At 57.2% G+C, this 16,643-nt stretch carries 11 protein-coding genes; 7 read left to right on the forward strand and 4 right to left on the reverse strand.

The window, feature by feature from the left end; translation table 11 throughout:
* The first annotated feature begins 137 nt into the window (after positions 1-137).
* Both Poly21_RS08385 and Poly21_RS08390 read left to right on the forward strand, forming a co-directional pair.
* Positions 138-2,330 (forward strand): C-type lectin-like domain-containing protein, encoded by a 2,193-nt coding sequence (locus tag Poly21_RS08385; RefSeq protein WP_146406399.1) that lies wholly within the window; start codon positions 138-140, stop codon positions 2,328-2,330.
* Positions 2,327-4,012 (forward strand): Hsp70 family protein, encoded by a 1,686-nt coding sequence (locus Poly21_RS08390; protein ID WP_302118105.1) that lies wholly within the window; start codon positions 2,327-2,329, stop codon positions 4,010-4,012. The genes Poly21_RS08385 and Poly21_RS08390 overlap by 4 nt, the downstream gene beginning before the upstream one ends.
* A 13-nt stretch (positions 4,013-4,025) precedes the next feature.
* On the opposite strand, the gene Poly21_RS08395 is transcribed toward Poly21_RS08390, so the two are convergent.
* Positions 4,026-7,949, reverse strand: coding sequence for an ATP-binding protein (locus tag Poly21_RS08395; protein ID WP_146406401.1), 3,924 nt, complete (start codon positions 7,947-7,949; stop codon positions 4,026-4,028).
* Positions 7,946-9,244: a metallophosphoesterase family protein gene (locus Poly21_RS08400; RefSeq protein WP_146406402.1), complete on the reverse strand. Its 1,299-nt coding sequence runs from the start codon at positions 9,242-9,244 to the stop codon at positions 7,946-7,948. Before Poly21_RS08400 ends, Poly21_RS08395 begins: the two co-directional genes overlap by 4 nt.
* A gap of 218 nt (positions 9,245-9,462) precedes the next feature.
* Here Poly21_RS08400 and surE point away from each other — a divergent pair, with 218 nt between their 5' ends.
* The 3 genes from surE to Poly21_RS27260 all read left to right on the forward strand — a co-directional run bounded on the left by surE (position 9,463) and on the right by Poly21_RS27260 (position 12,111).
* Entirely contained in the window at positions 9,463-10,224 is a 762-nt protein-coding gene (gene surE / locus Poly21_RS08405) for a 5'/3'-nucleotidase SurE (protein WP_146406403.1), read from the forward strand.
* Between the two features lie 337 nt (positions 10,225-10,561).
* Complete coding sequence (locus Poly21_RS08410) at positions 10,562-11,659, forward strand: DUF1559 domain-containing protein (protein ID WP_146406967.1); 1,098 nt, start codon at positions 10,562-10,564, stop codon at positions 11,657-11,659.
* Positions 11,660-11,928: 269 nt separating this feature from the next.
* Positions 11,929-12,111: a hypothetical protein gene (locus Poly21_RS27260; protein ID WP_302118110.1), complete on the forward strand. Its 183-nt coding sequence runs from the start codon at positions 11,929-11,931 to the stop codon at positions 12,109-12,111.
* A 71-nt stretch (positions 12,112-12,182) separates the two neighbouring features.
* Here Poly21_RS27260 and Poly21_RS08415 read toward each other — a convergent pair whose 3' ends face one another.
* Both Poly21_RS08415 and Poly21_RS08420 read right to left on the reverse strand, forming a co-directional pair.
* Positions 12,183-12,773, reverse strand: coding sequence for a carboxypeptidase regulatory-like domain-containing protein (locus tag Poly21_RS08415; protein WP_146406404.1), 591 nt, complete (start codon positions 12,771-12,773; stop codon positions 12,183-12,185).
* 294 nt (positions 12,774-13,067) lie between these two features.
* Complete coding sequence (locus Poly21_RS08420) at positions 13,068-14,822, reverse strand: endo-1,4-beta-xylanase (RefSeq protein WP_146406405.1); 1,755 nt, start codon at positions 14,820-14,822, stop codon at positions 13,068-13,070.
* Between the two features lie 182 nt (positions 14,823-15,004).
* Here Poly21_RS08420 and Poly21_RS08425 point away from each other — a divergent pair, with 182 nt between their 5' ends.
* Both Poly21_RS08425 and Poly21_RS08430 read left to right on the forward strand, forming a co-directional pair.
* A complete protein-coding gene (locus tag Poly21_RS08425; protein WP_146406406.1) occupies positions 15,005-15,940 on the forward strand; it encodes a phosphoribosylaminoimidazolesuccinocarboxamide synthase in 936 nt (311 codons plus the stop codon).
* Positions 15,941-16,240: 300 nt separating this feature from the next.
* A complete protein-coding gene (locus Poly21_RS08430; RefSeq protein ID WP_146406407.1) occupies positions 16,241-16,624 on the forward strand; it encodes a hypothetical protein in 384 nt (127 codons plus the stop codon).
* The last annotated feature ends 19 nt before the right edge of the window (positions 16,625-16,643 follow it).

Consider the following 16,643-nt stretch of genomic DNA (forward strand, 5'->3'; position numbering starts at 1 on the left):
TCTGAGCAATGACAATACCCCGCTGGAGAATGTATACTCTTGCTTTGGTCTCGGTGTGCTGGTGTTGCATCGACCCCGGAGGAAGGTGACTTCGAGGTATATATCCACCTAACGCAACTCAAGGGAGCCCACGATCGATGAGCGAGTCGTTTGACCCGTATCATAAACTGCTGGGGATCTCGAAGCGGGACCAGCCACCGACGCTCTACCGGTTACTGGGCCTTGAGGCCCTCGAATCCGATCGCGAAGTCATCGACGCCGCCGCAAACAAGCAGATGGCGTATCTGCAGGGTTGCTCGAATGGAGATCACGCGGCAAGTGCCGAGCGTTTGATCAACGAAGTTGCCAGCGCGCGGCTGCGGCTGCTTAATCCAGAGTCGAAGGCTCAGTACGACGGCCAATTGCAGGCGTCTGTGCTTGAGACGCAGCCAGTCCCAACCGACTCAGTCGTGCAACCTTCGCCTGTGACGGTGCCGCTCATTCCGGAGCCCGTCCATGCCGCCCCTGTGGTGGTGACGTCTACGTATAAACGTACACGCACTGCCCGACAGCGGCGATCGAGTGGGGTGCTTTGGGTTGTGGGCACGATCATGTCCTGCACGCTCATTTGGGGCGCGTGGATGATGGGAGTCTTAGGTGGAACGGATGCGGGTTTACAGGAATCTCGGACGGCGGCAAATAGCCGAACTGATCGCGAGAAATTGCCACCCGATCCCTCGACAGACCAATACAGTGAGTCTCCACAAGCACCTGGGTCGACATCCAATGAGGTGATGCCAAATCTCAAAAGTACGGGAACGATGAATCCGATTCCGCTGTCGAATGCAGCCGAGGATGCTTCAGCGCCACTGCCGCCGCAATCACCTTCCATGGCAGCAGTCACTGCGGCGGAGAGCGAACGATTGGAAGGATTCCGCAGCTTGGCAACCGCGGCCAGACAACCACCATCGACTGACCAACCTGGCAGCGGAAGCGGAAATCCGTCCAGCGGCAGGCCGGACACGCCCTCCCGCCTGCCGGTCCCGGATGAGGAACAGCTGGACGCAGCGATGTCGGAGGTTCGGGTGACATTCTCATCGCAAATGAAAGCGGCAAAAACGACTTATGAGAAACAGCATCTCGGAAAAGAAATCGTTGATCTCGCCCTTGAGACGTCTTCCCCCGCCGCAAGATATGCGCTGCTGCAAACCGCACTGGAAATCTTTACCGAGGCAGGTGATTTCCCCGGCTCGATGCAGGTGATTGATCAGGTTCAGGGACAGTATGCCATTCCAGAATTTGAGCACAGACTGCGGATCATGCAGGAACTCGAGCCGATGTTGTACCGACCGCTCGATCAAACCGCGATGGCCGATCAGGCTGAGATGTTGATCGACACCGCCATCCTGCGTGATGACTACACGACCGCCAGCGAGTTGTGCACGATTTGTAAGAAGCTATCGCTCGATCTGCGTAACCGTGATATGGCGAACAAATTTACGCTCAAGATGGATGAAATTGAGACGCTACAGAACAAACATCCCACCTATCTTTTGGCTCGCGAGCGGCTCGAAAGTGAACCGGACAACGCCAAAGCCAACGAATTCCTCGGTCGCTTCCTTTGTTTTGGCAAGTCGCAATGGAACGAGGGTCTCCCCTATCTCAAAAGCGGTGAGGACGCAGGCCTCCGCGAGTTGGCAGCTGCCGACTTGCGGTTATCCTCAACTGCTACCGAGATTGAACGTGTTGCTGATCGTTGGTGGGAATACTCAGTCGCTGCTGAAGAGCAGATCTTGGTGGGACGCGCCAGTCGCCAGCGTGCGATCGACTTGTATCGGCGGGCAATCGCGCACGGTCTATCAGGGCTCGATAAGGCGGCCGCAGAGAAACGTGTGCAGGCGCTGCCAGCCGACTCGGGCTCGGCGTTCGCAATCTCGCGAACATCGAATGCAGAACAGGGTGAACCCAAACGGCCGCGTGGCGTGCCCCCGGCAGCAATTTATTTCAACGGCAACTGGTACCTCTTTTCAGACCAGCCGGTCAAGCAACCCGAAGCGATTGCTATTGCACAACGTGCAGGAGGACGACCGGTGGTGGTTCGCAGCGCGGCCGAAAATGACTTTTTGGTCGCCCACGGCAAAGGCACTCTCATGCTCGGCATGATACGACGGGACGGTGTTTGGTACGATGCGCTCAATGAGCCCCAACACTTTTTCCTATGGGACGTGCGGAATCGGCAGCCCGACACGTTGCCCAACGAGACCTGGGCTGCGATCGATGAGGCGACATCCCTGTGGCACAATTATAATATTCGCCGGATGAACTTCGTGATCGAATGGGGACGCGAATGATGGCTAAACGTTCCACCTCACCATCCGCTGCCAAGCAACCTGCACCACTGGGGATCGATCTCGGCACAACGTTCAGTTGCGTTGCGCAGGTGAACGCGCGAGGCATCCCAAAGACATTGCCCAATGCCGATGGTGACTTGATCACCCCCAGCGTTGTGTTCTTCGATGAATACGATATTGTCGTCGGCAAGGAAGCAGTTAAGGCGGCGTTTGTCAAACCCGAGATGGTAGCGAGATACGTCAAACGCGAGATGGGCAAACCCATGTTCTGGAAATCGTTCGCGGGGGAAAGTTATCCTCCCGAGGTGATCCAGTCGCTCGTGCTCGAGAAACTCAAGCAGGATGCCCAGATCAAGGCTGGTCCGGTTGCCGATGCTGTAATCACCGTCCCGGCTTACTTCAGCGAACCTAAACGCCGAGCGACTCAGGACGCCGGGCGTCTAGCCGGCCTCAACGTTCTCGACATCATCAACGAACCGACCGCAGCAGCCATTGCCTTTGGTGTGGAAGAGGGCTTCCTCGATACGGAAGGTGAAGCGATGTCTGAGGAAACGATTCTAGTCTATGACCTCGGCGGCGGCACGTTTGACGTCTCGGTCGTGCGCATAGAATCAAAGCGTTTTCGAGTGATCGCCACCGATGGCGATTTTCAACTCGGTGGGATCGATTGGGATCAGAAGATTTCGCAGCAAATCGCGGCGGACTATTTTCTTGAGCATCTCTCCGACCCCAGCGAAACGGCGATTGGAGAGCAACGGCTGTTACGCGATGCCGAGGATGCGAAACGCTCGCTATCGACGCGAGATCAGGTGCAAATCCATTTTGAACATGCGGGGAATTCGATCCGCATGGGATTGAACCGAAAAGCATTTGAGCAGATGACCTCAGAATTACTCGAGCGGACTCGCTTCACCACGTCCAACGTGGTTCGTGAGGCGGGTCTGAAATGGGACGACCTAACACGGATTCTCCTGGTCGGTGGGTCGACGCGGATGCCCGCTGTTGCGGAGATGCTCGAGAGCGAGAGCGGCATGCAGGTCGATCGCAGTCTCGCGGCAGACGAAGCCATCGCTCATGGGGCTGCGATCTACGCGAATCTACTATCGCGACCGCGAACTCAGGGCGCAAGGCTGAGTCTCGACAATGTGGAGATCTCCAACGTCAATTCACACAACCTCGGCGTGTTGGGACTGGAGAAAGCGACCGGCATGCCGCGAACCAAGGTCCTGTTGCCCCGCAACACGTCGCTCCCAGCTCGCAAGGGCGCTGCATTTACGACTGCCGAAGACGGGCAGACCAGCGTGGCCGTGAACGTCGTCGAAGGCGGCGACGCCGGTGGCAATCACTCCACGCCCATCGGCAAGTGTGTCATCCGTGGACTCCCACGGGGACTGCCCGAAGGAACCCAGGTCAACGTGGTGTTCCAATACGGAAACAATGGACGGCTCAAGGTTTGTGCGTCCATCCCCAGCTTGGGGAAAGCAGCGAAAATCGATATTCAACGCGATTCCAGCCTCTCCGATGCCAAACTTGCTGCATGGGGTGAGCAGATTCGCAACCGTCATCGGTCGTCAGCGGAAGGTCTCAATCCCGCCCCTCTGAACGATGCATCAGCCGCTGCGGACGCGCCCGCTGAGACCGATTTTTCAGATGTCTTCGATATCGATGACTTCTTAAAGTAGGGGCCCGTAGCGGCTACCGTGCTTCGGCTTGCCACCACGCGTTTTCATCGCTCGGGGAGTCATTGCGTTCGCTATGCCGCACAGGCTCATCGGCGGTTTCAGTTTCGTAAACACGGTCCTCTTCAGCCAGCCACTGATTGCGAGCCGCTTGGGCTGCTGCCTCATCGGCATCGATATGCCCATCGGCAGGCTCGCGTTCGAACCACGCCCATCCGATTGTGTCTGCTGGAATTTGGGGCTCTTCGACTGGTGCAGGCAGGCGCTCATGAATGATGCGGACGCGCGGTATCGGTTCGGCCTTGATTGGCTCAATTCGTTCGAGTTTGATTTTTGGCGTGCGGCGGCGACGGTGCTGGCGATGCAGACGCTCAAAGGCAAATTGATATCGCGACTTGGGTGGCTTCGCAGTTAGCGGAGTGGATTTCAGCTCCTCCAGGACGAGCGAAGCAGGCCGGATAATCGGCAATGGTGCCGGCGGCGGGGCCGCGATGGGTTCGGCAGCGACCTCCGCGACGGGCTGCGGTTCCTCCGCGGCTACCACGTCTTCAAAAGTCTCTTCTTCGTAAGCCTCCTCTTCGACGGCCTCCACTTCGTACTCTTCCTCCTCAACCTCTTCAGGCGGCGCGAGGACATGGGCACGCCCGGGGGTGCCTTGATTGGGCAACTCGCGGACTTGCACGCCAATTTTATGAAAGATTTCGACGATGTGTGCGTGGCACGTGAACATCATGACTTGATGCCCAAGGGCAGCGAATGTTTGCAGCGTTCGTGCGGCGTATTCAGCGCGAGCGCCGTCGAAGTTCACCAATACATCGTCGAGTACCAAGGGAAGCATGACGCCTCGGCGGGCATAGGCCGCTGCTAGCGAAAGGCGAAGTGCAATGAAGACCGCTTCGCCTGTGCCCCGACTGAGCACCTCAAGTGGCAGCGAGTTGCCTTCACTATCATCAATTTTGAGTTGGTTGGTTCCCAGCGGCGTCCAGATGCGCGTGTATTTGCCGTCGGTCAATTGATGGAGAAATGAGGAGGCTTCGCGAAGGGTTTCGGGTTGACGTTCTCTTTCGAAAGTGCCGCACACGTCTTCCAACAGGCTGCTCGCCATCGCCAAAGTCTGCCACCGCCGGGCAAGTTGTTCGAGTTTACGCTCGACACACCCGAGCTCCAGTCGCGCTGTCATCAAGCGATCGTCATCGCCGAGTTGTTTCATGCTGGCGGCGAGTTCTCCTTGCGCCGTCTGTAGCGCCGAGATTCGAGTTTCGGTTTCACTCATCCTAGTCGTCAGTGAATCCCAACGGCGTTCGAGATCGGTCGACTTGACGCCTTCGATCTCACGAGCGACATCGTCGTATTGGACCGCTGCGCCGACCATTGCTCGAATCTGCTTGTCGAGTTCGTCGCGCTCATCTTGTAGCTGAGCAAGCGTCGATCGCCGATCGACAATCTGGTAGAACTGCTCCGCAGTGGCGACTCCACACTTGGCCCATAGGGCGCGACGCTGTTGTTCGGCACGTTCAATCGCACTGGTATGGACGGCGTGCTGTTTTTTGTGCTGCAGGTCTTGCGCCTTCAAATCGCGGCGTTGTTTGATCCAGTGCTGTTGCCGGGCGAGTTCCTCATGCAGATGGTTGAGCTGGTCGAGGGGATTGGACCGTGACTTGAGGGAGCCTGCGACACGATCGCCACTCTCGACGGAGACGCGTTTGAGTACACGTGAGTCTTTGTTGGCGAGTCGTTCGTCGTGGGTGTCACTCTGATCGCTGGCGTGCTTCGCAGCCGTGGCTGCATCCTCGGACGCATCGAGTGCTTCGATGTAGAGTGTTTCAATGCGTTTGGCGATCGTTTGCCGTTCGCGACGACGTTGATCTCGCTCTTCACGAAGATCATGCAATCGTCGCAGACTGGCCTGCAGTGCTTCGTAACCATCGCCAAGTGCGCGAATGCTCTTGGGTGATAGCGTCGTTGAAAGCCCCAGGTGGTCGAGTGTATCGGTCCATTCGCGACGTGCCGTTTTCAAGTCATCGGCGGCTCGTGTGGCACGAGCGTATGACGCTTTGTATGCCTGTTGGGCGGCTTCATGGGCATGATAAATCGGCAGGGCTTCCTCGAGATCGGCAAGCAGCGACTCCGACTCACGTAAACGCGTCTCGAGGGCTTCGTTGCTCGACGGCAGATGCGAATCATGATCCTCACGCTCGGATTCGACTTCGCGAATTTGTCGTCGGACGCTCTCGATCTGGCGCTCGCAATCATCAAGGTCGGCCTCGGTGCTTCGCTGCCCCTTCTCACGGCTGAGATAGAACAGGAACAATGCCATGCCACCAAAGAGGATCCACAACATGCCGTGGGTCGGGTTCGGGCGCGCCACAAACGTGGTGATTTGGCACACGTTGAATAGGCCGTATGCGACAGCAACACCACCGAACAAGAACGGCAGTCCCAACTGGAACATCTGGTCAATCGGCAACGCCTCATCGGTGGTCAGTTCGATGGACTCACGTTCGAGGTCGCGAAAATGCTTCGTCAATTTGTCCAGATGCGTACCCAGTTGGATACGATGCCGCAGCGAAGAAATATTATCGTTTTCACGTCGGATTGCTTGCTGCAAGTCGGTCGCGTGGGCGCGACTTAGAATGTCCTGAAGTTTCGCGCCTTGCTTTTCGGCTCGCTCTTTATGGGTCTTGCCTTCGGTTCTTGCTTGCTTGAGTAGGAACGATTGCTCTTTGACGTGCTTGGCCGGTCCCGTTAACGTCGAGAGGGTTTGGCGGGAGAGATCAGGTAGCGTCGTCAGATCACCTTCGGCGATTTGCGACTGCTCATGCTCGTCCAGACCTAGCCGATCGGCGTCGGCGGTAACGAGCTTGCGTGCCTTCTCAATCTGGACGTCGATTCGATCGATCTGCTCTTCCAACGCTTCGACCCAGGTCGCCTGCTGAGTTGCCGCCTCGATGCGGCCCTGCAGATCAAACAGTCGCTTATTAACCGGCAGCTGTTCAGCTTTATCGCGTAATGAGCGGCGACGACTGCGGATCTCCTCGACTTTTGCCTTGCGTTCCTCGATCGATGCCTCGATCTGGACGAGGTGCGAAGGGGCATCGTCAGGCAGATTGACTTCGCCTTCGATGTCCGCAATCTTCGCATCAATCTTAGCGCGTGTCTGCCATGGCTCGAACACGCTGGTTGCGATTTCGACGCAGCGTGCTTCACGCTCCCATGCCACCATCCGACCGCGGAGAGACTCGATCTCTTCGCTCTGGGTGCGCCGCTGTGTCGCCAGTTCGCTCCATCGGCGGGTCTGGCCACTGAGCTTATGAATCTCGTCTCGCAGCTTTTCACGTCGGCTAAGTAAGCTACCGAGTCGGTTCATCGCGGCGTCGTCTTCAGCATCCGAGTTAGTTGTCTTGCCAACCAACTCGGTTCGTCCCGCCCGTAGGCTGCGCAGCACGTCGACAAGTGAGACCCGGTCCAGGCCACTACTGAGCTTGTACAGCTCATCCGCTGCCGACGTGTCGTCGAGCGTACTGAGTTCCTGCAGTTCGCGAATGCCGATAGCGAACACGTTTGTAAAGATTGGCTCGTCAATCTGACCGAGCAGCATGCTCAAACGATGTTGTCCTTGACTGAGCCCATCGGTGCCGGTCACCGCCAAGCGTCCGGTCATGTCGCTATCGGTCAACTGGCTGTGTCGTCGGATTTCGTAGCCGCCGCCCGGTCCAGTAACGCGGATGGCCCCGCCGGGAGTGCCGCCGTAAATCGGTGGCAGGTAGCGAGAGCGTCGCTCGGGAGTGAACCCGTAAAGCATCGCTCGCAGGAACTGCATCAAGGTCGTCTTGCCAGCTTCATTGGGCCCGTAAAAGAGCGTCATGCCCTCGTCGAGCGAGTCGACACTGAGCCCAGTCCAGACCCCAAAACCATCAACTTGGATATCTTTGATCTTCATGATTTACGTCCCCAGGATGGTTTGCCGCCGCGAAGCAACTCGACGCCCAGCAGCGTCGCTTCGTCGAGTGTTTCATCGCGATGCTGAGCGGGCAGGTCCCCGAGCAGCGTCGTCGCGGTGCTGGAGAGTTCCGCGTGTTCTTCGGTGAATGGCATCAAATTGATTTGCCGCGATTGTCCGCCGCTCGCCGCAGCGTCTTTCGCCGATGCAGGCTTCGCGGCGGCGGAACCTGACTTCCGAAATTTGTCGCTTGCACGCAAGAAATCGCCGAGAATCGTGTCCTCCTCACGCCAAGACTTTGGGTAGGCTTTGGGGGGGCGAACGGTCAGACGCGTCGTCCACGCAGCGGGATTGCCGTTGCCATGGTCGCGGCGGACCTGTCGCAGTAGCTCGACCGGGTCTCCCACGGCAGAAATCATTTCCGGATCAGAGAGGCTGACGTCCCAGGCAATTAGCAAATGCCGCCCGCCGTTCTCATTGGCGAGTGTAGCGATTTTCTGGCCCAGCAGATTGCGGAGACTACCGACGCTACGAATCTCCTCCGCGTCGATCGTCTCGTGGCAATATCGAAAGCAGTCTGTTTCAACGCGATGGACCCGAGCGGTGTGCTCGGCATCCACATCCACGACGCAGTACCCGTGTGGCCCGCATTCGTCGAGCCCGCGGCCTTGCGGCGATCCTGGCTGGATGGCACCTGCGGGTGCACCACCCTCAATTTCGGTGTAATTGTGGGCGCCGCCGAGAGCCCAGTAATCCAATCGACCCGCCGACAAGGCATTCGCGTCTGCGGAACCATAGCCGACACCGATGGTGAATTCGTCGTTAATCTCGGCTTGAAAGCCGGGAACGTGCAGCGAAGACCGCCCTTCACTCGAACGACCGACGACCGAGCAGATCGCACGTCCGGCCCGTTCGTAGGTAATCGAGAGTGGCTTGTCGCGTGGAAACAGTGTCACGTTGGGGGGTAGTGGCACCGCTTCCGGCCATTGTTTGGGGTCATCAGCAATGCCAGCGGCCCAGTAAACGGGTTTCTTGGCCGCATGCAATTTCTCAAAATTGTCCAGCAGCAGGGACATCCCATGGGGGCCAGCGGCGACCGGATGCAGCAAATCGCCGCTCAATACAAGAAAATCGATGTTCGTGGCGAGCGCCGCTTCGAACACGGCGGCGGCGGCATCACGGGGCGCGGTCGCGAGTCCTTCGCGAAGATTTGGCGGCAAATGATCCAGATCCCCGAGCGGCGTTTCCAAATGAAAGTCGCTGGCGTGAATAAAGCGAAAAGATTCTCCCGACATCGTTCCCTCCCTGAAAACGTCGCGTCGCGGCCGATCAACCGCGTCAAAATAGCATCATGCCGTGAAACTTTAACGAGTTTCCCAATATTCCGCAAAATCAATTTGCCGGGAAACTCGCAGAAGTTTGTTGATGGGGTTATCCGGGTTGGTCAACCTCCCGAGTTTCTGCGAGATTGGTGGTTTTCAGACATGCACGACAACGAGGACACGCTACTATCATGCGAATTTTGTTGACCAACGACGATGGAGTCTATGCTCCTGGACTGGCCGCACTCGGCCAGCAACTTAGGCACCTCGGCGAAGTGATCGTTGTCGCCCCCGCAACGGAACAGAGCGGTGTGGGGCACTCGATCACCTACTTGACGCCCCTGGTCCCCAAATCCATCCATCGGGACGGCCGCCACTGGGCATGGGCGGTCGAAGGGTCGCCCGCTGACTGCGTGAAGTTGGCCTTGGCAGAGCTTTGCACCGACGCGCCTATCGATTTGGTGGTCAGCGGCATCAATAATGGACTCAATGCTGGTATCAATGTGCTGTATTCAGGAACCGTCGCGGCCGCGATCGAAGGTGCCTTCTTCGGCGTGACCAGCGTGGCCGTTTCGCTGGAGCGCGATGACGATTCTGATTTCGACGCCGCCGCCGTCATTGCACGCAACGTAATCGGACAATTGATCCAACACGAAGAATCCGCAGGCGGCCTATTTAATTTGAATATTCCCACGGTGGCGACGACATCGACCCGTGAAGTGAAGATCGTACCGATGGGACTAGCCCAATACGGCCGCCGCTACGAGAAGCGACAAGACCCGGGGGGACGCGACTACTACTGGGCGCTCTGGTCCGAGCCAGCCTCCCCCCCAGCGGAACTGACCGACGTCATCCAGCTCCGAAACGGCAACACCACCCTGACGCCGCTGCATTTTAACCTCACGCGCCATGAGCTCGTCGAAAAAATGAGCGACTGGCAGATACGCGGCTGATTTCGAAAGGCGCTCGGATATGGTTCGGTCGTGCGTTGTGGCTGATCTCGAGCAAGTGTTAGATAACCACTGGTTGCACGAAAGAGAAGTGCCGTTCGATTTTGGAAAAACGTCTGATGCGCTCCCCTGAGAGCGATTTTGCGACGTCGGCATTGAGCAACTTTTTCAATGGGGGTGAAATCTTCCTGAGGCACAACACAACGGATGAGCGTCACTCGCTAGCTTAAACTGAGTTTGCAACGATGCATTTCTGTTGAGATATAATGTGTCACGGCATTCCGCCCGCCCCCCCCAAGGCATCTCATTTTTCACTAACTCTCGAAGTGGAGTAAATTAGATGACGTTACAAGAAAAGCGGTCCCACGGATTCACCCTTGTGGAACTGTTAGTGGTCATCGCGATCATCGGTGTACTGGTGGGTCTCCTGTTACCAGCGGTCCAATCTGCTCGCGAAGCAGCGAGGCGAATGCAGTGCAGTAATCGTATCAAGCAGATGAGTTTGGCGTTACACAATTACCACGCCTCATTCAATACGTTCCCCTCCGCAGGAGTCCTTCCGAAAGGCCAAAACGTAGCACGATACTACCCCGGAATTACGGTTGCACTGCTGCCCTATATCGAACAGCAAGCTCGCTATGAAACAATCCAAGTTCGACTAGCAAAGTCTACCAGCGCATTCTCGCGGATGTTCAATGGCGAAGAATACGAGTCCATCCTATCAGGAGTGCTCTGCCCGTCATCACCGAACTCGTCTCGCCCCTCGCCCTACGCCAACAATGCGAGAATCAACTATATGTATAATATGGGCGATGGCATGCTGAAGCTTGACGCGGCATGGCACCACCCTAATTACGTAAACAACAAATACGTGCAGGCTCGATATCGCGGACCGTTCCACTTGGAATCGTGGGTGAAATTCCGTGATATCACCGACGGCACCAGTAACACGCTTGCCTTCAGTGAATCGGCGAGCGCCGCGACGGGAAACTACTCGTTAGAAGTCAAGGGAAGTTCAGGTTATAACGCCGCACTACTGGATCCAGACGGCGCCCAGCCGATCATCCACCCAGATGTGTGTGTCACCAGTGTGGTTGACCCTGTGAACCGGAATCTGTACTTGAACCCATGCGATAGCTGGCGTGGGAATTTCTTCCAGGCGGGGACGCCATGGAATGGTTTTCACACAGTCGTTCCACCCAACGGGCCAAGTTGTTGGGATAGCCCCACGGGATACTGGGCAGCTATTTTCACACCTAATAGCTTTCATCCTGGCGGAGTCCATGGTGCTCTGTTAGACGGTTCGGTGCGATTCATTACCGATTCCATCGACAGCGGAGACCTCACGCAGACTCAGCCGGTTGCGGGGGAAAGCCCCTATGGCGTGTGGGGTGCGCTGGGAACTCACCGCGGTGGCGAGACTCCCACTGAGTACTGAGCTAAATGCTGATGTATCGCTGGCGGCGGACACGTCCGCCGTCAGCAATCGCACCTTTCGGGTTACATCGTAGAGGCGTTCACCTGCAGGTCGTTACTCCGCGGAGCGAGATTTCGATCCTGCCGTCGCAATGCTTCTACCAGGGTGAAACGAGTATCTCAGAATGCTCGCACTCGCTCGCCGGGCCGTGTGAGGCTCGCGCGTTCAGCTGATTGCTGGGATGGACCACGGTAAAGTCGGATGGACTGTTTCCAAGCTCCCTGGATTCCATGCTCCGACGCACGGCCTTGGGACACCTAAGTCCAGCGACTTTTTCAACATCTGACGGTAGTGTGCGAGAGCCAACGCTCACTTTCGGATCGGTTCCCGGGGCGACTTTCGCTTGCCATCCCAACCGCGATCTCTGCAATCCACTATCGCAGCAACTTGCCTGGCAAGCCTTTGTCGGATGATGCAGAAACGAGCTGAACCGGCCGTGCACACCAATTCAACTCGTTTTTGAAACAGTTGACCATGCCGATCGCTACTCGGAATCGGTACCCATCGGTGTGTAAGTTCCACCCGCGGACGCTGCCGTGGCCTGAGCATCCATGTCTTTGACCGGGCTGCCTACGTCTTCTGTAAACTTATTCTCACCCGTCGCAGATACCTCAACGCTCAAAGTGGTGGTCCCGGCTGCACGGAATTCCTTTGACACGACTTTATACATTTCAAACTTACCGGTTTTAAGTGCTCGATCATATTCATTGATCTGATCACGAGTGGCACCTTGCCCTGGGTGCTTGGGCATGGGATCACCTTCGGTGACAGTTTTATTGACGATGACCTTGTAGGTTCCTGCCGGTGCGCCCGCGTATTTAGTCGATGTCAACATTTCCGCAGTACCCTGTTCGTCGGTCATCCCGCCTACAGGCCACCGTGCAAGCGTTGAATCTTCTGGGAACAGGACTACTGTCGCGTCAGCGAGTGGAGTTCCTCCCTGAGTGATGGTGACGTATGTAGGATAGGTTTCTGGCATCCCTTCGGGTCGAGACTCCCCGCAACCCACCATCGCGAGCATGGTGGTCAACGTTATACAAGTCATCCCCGTCAGGCTTACGTTCATCGATGTCATCTTTCGTGATCCCTAATGGTACGAGTTCTGAACAATGCGGGCGGACTTTGCCAAGGCACCTCACCTCAATCAGAGCCACCCACTGACGGACTGAATATAGCGGCTCAGATGAGCATAAAAATCGTATCGGCGCACTCAGGTCTCATCGCAACAACTTGAGACTCTTAATCACGCATTAAACGACATTAAGGTGGCGTGAACTCGCGTCCGATGTCATCGAGATTTTTGCTGGTCGCCCGTGGAGCGTGGGTTTGTGCGAGGATTGCCGGACACGGAAAGCAATCGGCAGTCAACCTACATCAGAAGTTCGTCACGCAACCCAGCGAGGTAGGCATGCAGCGGGCGGGGAGCTCCCATGCTATCGATCACGCCTGTATGCGGCATGACATGGGGCAGCTGATCGGAGGCGCCGTCCCATACCACTGCGTGAACAATCTGCTTGGCGAGCAAGGTCTCAATCAGGGGCCGCGCGAAGTCGTACTGTTGGCGAGCCCACGCAGCCGCTTGGCCGTTCATCTCCGGGGCAAGAGACACAGGGGCGGTTTTGATCCGCGCCCCCGGATCCAAGCCGGGAGCTGCAGGGATTGAGAGCTGCACGAGCAGGGGCGCACTGAGTGTACCCCAGCGGTCAATCAGCTGCGCGAACTCCAGAGCAGTGCGCGGTTGCGTGTCTCCTTGCTCATACCCAAACCGGAAGTTCAATCCGATGCCAGCCAAACCCAAACCGCTGCGCAACAGAGCGTCGGCAAAATGAATTGGCGAAATTCCATCCGCGTGCCGCGCCAGGTATTCGCCACACGGTTGATCGATCGACATCACGACGGGGGTTTGCGGGTCGCAACGACGGATCGTTTGTAGAACGCCTATTGAAAACCGCATGACTTGCTCGTCATCGAGTCCTAACGGGCCGCAAACATTCAAACCGGATGCCGCATTCCAGAGGTGCACACGGCCACGAAACTCATTGACCGTGGCTTCGACAAATTTAGTCATCGCCGACATCAATTGGTCGAAATGGTTGTCCATCAACGCCAACCAGTCAGGCAGCATGCCGGCGCGATGATCGATCACAGGCCCGCCAATCACTCGCATTCCAGTGCTGGCGCATTGATCGAGTATACGATTGGCTGACGCAAAATCAGGGGTGCCCGATGCATTCTCAATCTCACCCCAGCTAATGCGCACGGCGACGGCGTTGAAAGCCTGAGAGATCTCACTAAAAATTGTTTCCGGTCCATCGTCGAGCCCTGGCGATGCGTTGGCGGCAACGTTCGCAGCAGCTGAGCTTGCTGCGGCTGATGGGTCACGTCGCCCAGGTGAAGCTCGCGTTGAAGTTCGGTGCCGCGAGATCGTGACGTCACTGGGCAGCACGCCGGCTGCCATCATCGTGCTCAGACGAGGCTCACGCGTGCGGCGAAACGCCATCGACTGTGCAGCAAACAACTTACTTAATTCCGCGGCGGCCTGCTCAAGTAACGAAATCGCCTCGATGCCCGCCCGCGTTGATTGAATCTCGGCCTCACAATCGGCCAACGCTCGTCCGGTTCCGTGGGCATCAACCCCATGCTTTTGGCGAGGTTGCAGGGCATCGAGAAATCGCTCAGTTCCGGTCGCCAATAACTCGTCAAAACGGTCGCTCAATGACAGTCCGCCCCGCTGCCAAATGTCAGCTTGGGCGCGAACCCGATGGCAGCTCCCCCGCGCCAACTCCACAACCAAATTGTGCGGCGCATCGATACAGCGAAGTGAGCAGGTCGACAACACTCGAAATCCAATCCTGTCGATGGGACTGGTGATCAGTAGTTTGGCGGATGTGTCGACTCCCCGGGTCAAGGTAAGACGTCCACCTGCGCTTGCCGACGAGCGAAAGCCGGCTGGCAAATCACGCGCGGCGTCAACTGCGGCTACACCGGACGCCTCGGTCGGGTGGAATACATTGCGAGTCTGCCAAGGTACCCCTTCCATACCGCACAGATAGGCGTCTTCCCACCGGCTGGCGTGGAAGAAACCCGCTGCCGCGTCTGGGACATGGAAGTGCATCTGACCCATGGCTGTCAAATTTCTCGGTGCCGTGTGCATGAATGGAAAAAATCGAAAGTGCCACCGCCGGTTCGGTCGGCAGCCCTCCATGGTAGTCGGTTCTGCGATGCATCGCGAGATAGGCCGATTTTTCCACATTCGGCACCTATCTGTTCAAACCCGATCGGCTGTGCGAAATTTGAGGGATGAACATGCCATCTCAAGAAGTCTACCGGTTCGATTCCGCCGGATCGCTCCTCCAAACCAGCCTGCCCTTTCCTCGCCGGCAGGGAAAAGTGCGCGACGTCTACGACCTGGGCGATTGCCTGCTGATTGTCAGCACCGATCGCATTAGCGCATTCGACTATATCCTCCCTAGCGGTATTCCTGGCAAAGGTGAGCTACTGACGGCGATGAGCCGATTCTGGTTTGACGCCATTGATACCGGTGAAATAGGCGGTCGATTGGCTGACGCGGGCACACCGCTGCAGCATCACCTGATTGGGACCGACGTTCCAAAACGTGTTGCAGATCGTGTAGACGCGGCACCGCTGAAGGACCGGATTATGGTCGTGCGGAAAGCGGAGGTGGTGCCGTTTGAATGTGTGGTGCGCGGCTACCTCGAAGGCAGCGGCTGGCTCGCCTATCAGAATAGTGGCGAGATCTGCGGCGTGGCACTCCCGGCAGGCCTGAGACAGTGTGAGAAACTCGCCTCGCCGATCTTCACCCCGGCGACCAAAGCCGAAGAGGGACACGACGAGAACGTTCCCATCGATGTCATGATCGAACAGCTTGGCGCCGACACGGCCGAGCAACTTCGTAAGATGAGCCTTGTCATTTACGAGGACGCAGCCCGCATCGCGGCTCGCAAAGGTGTCTTGATTGCCGACACGAAATTTGAGTTTGGACGCTGCGCAGGAGATCTGATGCTGATCGACGAAGTCCTGACTCCAGATAGTTCACGCTTTTGGGCAGCAGACGAATACGAACCTGGCCGAGCTCAACGCTCCTTTGACAAGCAGTTCGTCCGCGAGTGGCTGCAGGCATCCGATTGGGATCGGAACAGCCCACCGCCACCGCTTCCCCAGGACATCGTCGAGAAGACTGCGAATCGGTACCGCGAAGGCGCCGATCGCTTGCGAGCCTAGCATCGCCGTTGTGTGGATTGCGATCAGCCAACTGCCGCGTTTCCTGAGTGCCGCCCAGTAAAATGATGGCTGCCCAGTAAAATGATGGCTGCGCAGTTGGATTCGGGAATCGCCAAAGCCCGTGACGGTGACGAACTCGTATCGCTAAACGCATCGCATTTCCATCAAAGATTGATGCGTTCGGTCCGTACGGGCAGCTGACCTTCTGATTGATCGTACACAGACGATGGGTCTGGCACAAAAATTGCGTTCCAAGACAAGTATCCTTTTCCAGTTCACAACCATTTGGAGAAACAGGTCATGGTTCGCACATTGATATTTACTGCCGCGATCGCACTGGGCACTGCCACCGTTGCGGAGCAAGCCCAGGCATTTCATGGGCATGGCCGCCACTGCCGCAGCGGTTACGGATATAGCGTGCCGGTGACTGCGTATTACGCGCCCGCTGGCTACCGCCGCGCCAACGCAGTGTATTCTGCAGGTTACGGGGGGTATAGTTACGGTGGGTACGGCTATCGAGGAGCCGGATACGGATACCCAGGCTCCGGGTACACCTACCGCAGTTTTGAGGCGAATCCTTACGGCTATTCGCGATATCCTGGGGGAGGAATCTCGGTGGGTATCGGGTCCGGCTATGGTGGCTACGGCGGTTACGGTTATCCCGGCTATGGGTACGGATGGTAGTCGCCTCGCGGCAGCGGCG

This window comes from Allorhodopirellula heiligendammensis (assembly GCF_007860105.1).
Lineage (GTDB): Bacteria > Planctomycetota > Planctomycetia > Pirellulales > Pirellulaceae > Rhodopirellula > Rhodopirellula heiligendammensis.

Excerpts from the sequence above, each read along its gene's own strand:
- Poly21_RS08385 (WP_146406399.1), top strand. The coding sequence starts at position 138 with ATGAGCGAGTCGTTTGACCCGTATCATAAACTGCTGGGGATCTCGAAG.
- Poly21_RS08390 (WP_302118105.1), top strand. The coding sequence starts at position 2,327 with ATGATGGCTAAACGTTCCACCTCACCATCCGCTGCCAAGCAACCTGCA.
- Poly21_RS08395 (WP_146406401.1), bottom strand. The coding sequence starts at position 7,949 with ATGAAGATCAAAGATATCCAAGTTGATGGTTTTGGGGTCTGGACTGGG.
- Poly21_RS08400 (WP_146406402.1), bottom strand. The coding sequence starts at position 9,244 with ATGTCGGGAGAATCTTTTCGCTTTATTCACGCCAGCGACTTTCATTTG.
- surE (WP_146406403.1), top strand. The coding sequence starts at position 9,463 with ATGCGAATTTTGTTGACCAACGACGATGGAGTCTATGCTCCTGGACTG.
- Poly21_RS08410 (WP_146406967.1), top strand. The coding sequence starts at position 10,562 with ATGACGTTACAAGAAAAGCGGTCCCACGGATTCACCCTTGTGGAACTG.
- Poly21_RS27260 (WP_302118110.1), top strand. The coding sequence starts at position 11,929 with ATGCTCCGACGCACGGCCTTGGGACACCTAAGTCCAGCGACTTTTTCA.
- Poly21_RS08415 (WP_146406404.1), bottom strand. The coding sequence starts at position 12,773 with ATGACATCGATGAACGTAAGCCTGACGGGGATGACTTGTATAACGTTG.
- Poly21_RS08420 (WP_146406405.1), bottom strand. The coding sequence starts at position 14,822 with ATGGGTCAGATGCACTTCCATGTCCCAGACGCGGCAGCGGGTTTCTTC.
- Poly21_RS08425 (WP_146406406.1), top strand. The coding sequence starts at position 15,005 with ATGCCATCTCAAGAAGTCTACCGGTTCGATTCCGCCGGATCGCTCCTC.
- Poly21_RS08430 (WP_146406407.1), top strand. The coding sequence starts at position 16,241 with ATGGTTCGCACATTGATATTTACTGCCGCGATCGCACTGGGCACTGCC.